Origin of the sequence: Nocardiopsis protaetiae, assembly GCF_045446735.1 — a bacterium.
Taxonomy (GTDB): Bacteria; Actinomycetota; Actinomycetes; order Streptosporangiales; family Streptosporangiaceae; genus Nocardiopsis; species Nocardiopsis protaetiae.
This window is the reverse complement of the sequence record NZ_JBJJBV010000468.1, coordinates 1-2,664: the sequence shown is the minus strand read 5'-3', so window position 1 is coordinate 2,664 and position 2,664 is coordinate 1. Positions and strand designations below refer to the sequence as shown.

Genomic DNA, 2,664 nt, shown 5'->3' with positions numbered 1-2,664 from the left:
GCCTGGGCGCGGGCCCCGAGGCGCTGCGGGCCGCCGTCGGGCTGGCGGCGGTCGCCGCCGCGGTGATCGTCTCCAGGCGTGGGCGGTCGGTCCCGGGCCCGACCACGGGGTGAACGGCGCAGACGGGTGAGGCGCGGCTGCGCGGACGGGTGAGGCACCCGACCGCGGGGTGAGCGGTGCCGGCGGGTGAGCCGGCGGGTGGGGCCCGCCCGGTCACGGGGTGAGACAGAGCCGACGGGTGAACGGCCCGCTGCGGGGAACCATGAGGGTCGGTGGGGCGTTCTTCCCGATGAGGGAGGACCTCACCGGCCCTGACGACCCCGAGGATGGTTCCGCATGCCGATCCTGATAGTGCTCGCACTCATGGCGCTGCCCTTCGTGGAGGTGTGGCTCATGATCGTGGTCGGCGGCTGGATCGGCGTCCCATGGACACTGGCCTCGCTGGTCGCCCTCATGGTCCTGGGTGTGGCGGTGCTGCGCCGGGCCGGGACCAAGGCCTTCCGCGACGCCGACGAGGCGCTGCGCTCGGGACAGCAGCCGCGCGGCGGCCTGCTCGACCCCCTCATGCTCATGGCCGGCGGCATCCTGCTGGTGATCCCGGGCTACCTCACCGCGGCGGTCGGCCTGCTGCTGGTGCTGCCGTTCACCCGCCCGCTGCTGCGCTGGGCGTTCACCGGCTGGGCCCAGCGGCGGATGCGCCGCATGCAGGACCGGATGGAGGCCGAACTGCTCGCCCAGGGCGTGCGGGTGCCCGGCCAGAACCCCTTCGGCCCAGGCCAGAGCCCCTTCGAGCCGGGACAGAGCCCGTTCGGCGGTGCCGGTGCCGACCGCGGGCAGGAGCGCCCCGCGACCTCGCGCGGCCGGGTCATCCAGGGCCACTTCGAGCCCGACGACACCGAGCAGGGCCGGAACTAGCCGGAACCCGGCAGAACCGGCAGAACCAGCAGGACCAACCTCCCTCCCGGCCCGCCGGGAGCGACGGGGCCCGCCGAGCGTCCGTCCCTCGGCGGGCCCCGTCCTGTCTCCACGCCCTGGTTTTATCGCTGATAACAGAAAATTGTTTCCCCTGATTGGAATCGCTGGTACGGTGAACTCGTTATCAGCGATACCAGCGGGTCGATCCGCGATCCGCCAGGGAAGGGAAACGCATGAACGAGCGCGCGCTCGGCACCACCGGCCCTGTCGTCTCCGCCCTGGGCCTGGGCACCATGGGCATGTCCGACCTGTACGGTCCGGCCGACGAGGCCGAGAGCATCGCCACGATCCACGCCGCCCTGGACGCCGGGATCACCCTGCTCGACACCGGCGACTTCTACGGCGAGGGCCACAACGAACTCCTCATCCGCGACGCCCTGCGCACCCGCGACCGCGACGACGCCGTCATCAGCGTCAAGTTCGGCGCCCGCAAGCAGCCCGGCGGCGCGTTCCAGCACGCGCCCTACGACACCACCCCGGCCGGGGTGAGGGACCGGCTCGCCTACACCCTGCGCCGCCTGGGCACCGACCACGTCGACATCTACCGGCCCGCCCGCCTGGACCCGGACGTGCCCATCGAGGACACCGTCGGCGCCATCGCCGAGATGGTCGAGGCCGGGTACGTGCGCCACATCGGCCTGTCCGAGGTGGGGCCGCAGACCCTGCGCCGGGCCGCGGCCGTCCACCCGATCGCGGACCTTCAGATCGAGTACTCCCTGATCTCCCGGGGCATCGAGGCCGACATCCTGCCCACCGCCCGCGAACTCGGGATCGGCATCACCGCCTACGGGGTGCTCTCCCGCGGCCTGCTCTCCGGCCACTGGACCCCGGACCGGGCCCTGGCCGCCGGCGACTTCCGCGGCTTCAGCCCCCGCTTCCAGGGGGAGAACCTCGCCGCCAACCTGCGCCTGGTCGACGCGCTGCGCGCGGTCGCAGACAAGCTCGGCGCCACCGTCGCCCAGGTCGCCATCGCCTGGGTCGCCTCCCGCGGGCCGGACATCGTTCCGCTGGTGGGCGCCCGGCGCCGCGACCGCCTGGCCGAGTCCCTGGGCGCGCGGGACGTGGCCCTGTCCGCTCAGGACCTGGCCGCCATCGAGGCCGCCGTCCCCGCCGGGGCAGCGTCGGGCGACCGCTACATGGCCGCCCAGATGGCGTTCCTGGACAGCGAGCGATCGGTCTGATCGGAAACGATCACCGGTCACTCCGCGGGGGCCGGTGTTTTACCCGACCTTGGTCCTGCGCGGGCGCGGTCGCGAACCGAACGGTGCGAGCATCCGCTGAGGAAAGGGCCGTACCCGGGCCTGTGACCGGGACTGAAAACCGAGGAGACCGAGTGAGCAAGCAGATACCCGAGCCGGTGGCGACGTTCTTCGACCGGGTGAACGCCCACGACGAGGCCGCCCTGGACGCCTTCACCGACGACGCCGTGGTGGACGACTGGGGGCGCGAGTTCCTGGGACGGCAGGAGATCGCGGCCTGGAGCGCGCAGGAGTTCATCGGGTCCAAGGGGGTGCTGACCGTGGAATCGGTCGAGGACACCCCGGACGGGGTCCGGGTGGTGGGGGACTGGCGGTCCAACCACGCCAACGGGCCCAGCGCGTTCACCTTCGCCGTCGACGGCGACACCATCACCCGGATGACCATCCGCGAGGGGTGACCGCGGCCCGCCAGGGGTGACCGCACCGGCCG

At 72.8% G+C, this 2,664-nt stretch carries 3 protein-coding genes; all 3 read left to right on the top strand.

Annotated elements, in window-relative coordinates:
* The first annotated feature begins 336 nt into the window (after window positions 1-336).
* A complete protein-coding gene (locus ACJOT3_RS33930; protein ID WP_406977224.1) occupies window positions 337-915 on the top strand; it encodes an FxsA family protein in 579 nt (192 codons plus the stop codon).
* A 233-nt stretch (window positions 916-1,148) separates the two neighbouring features.
* Window positions 1,149-2,156 (top strand): aldo/keto reductase, encoded by a 1,008-nt coding sequence (locus ACJOT3_RS33925; RefSeq protein ID WP_406977223.1) that lies wholly within the window; start codon window positions 1,149-1,151, stop codon window positions 2,154-2,156.
* Window positions 2,157-2,308: 152 nt separating this feature from the next.
* On the top strand, window positions 2,309-2,632 hold the full coding sequence (locus ACJOT3_RS33920; RefSeq protein WP_406977222.1) for a nuclear transport factor 2 family protein: 324 nt from the start codon (window positions 2,309-2,311) through the stop codon (window positions 2,630-2,632).
* Window positions 2,633-2,664 lie beyond the last annotated feature (32 nt).

What these genes read in the sequence shown, in the direction of transcription:
- ACJOT3_RS33930 (WP_406977224.1), top strand. Translation starts at nt 337, where the DNA reads ATGCCGATCCTGATAGTGCTCGCACTCATGGCGCTGCCCTTCGTGGAG.
- ACJOT3_RS33925 (WP_406977223.1), top strand. Translation starts at nt 1,149, where the DNA reads ATGAACGAGCGCGCGCTCGGCACCACCGGCCCTGTCGTCTCCGCCCTG.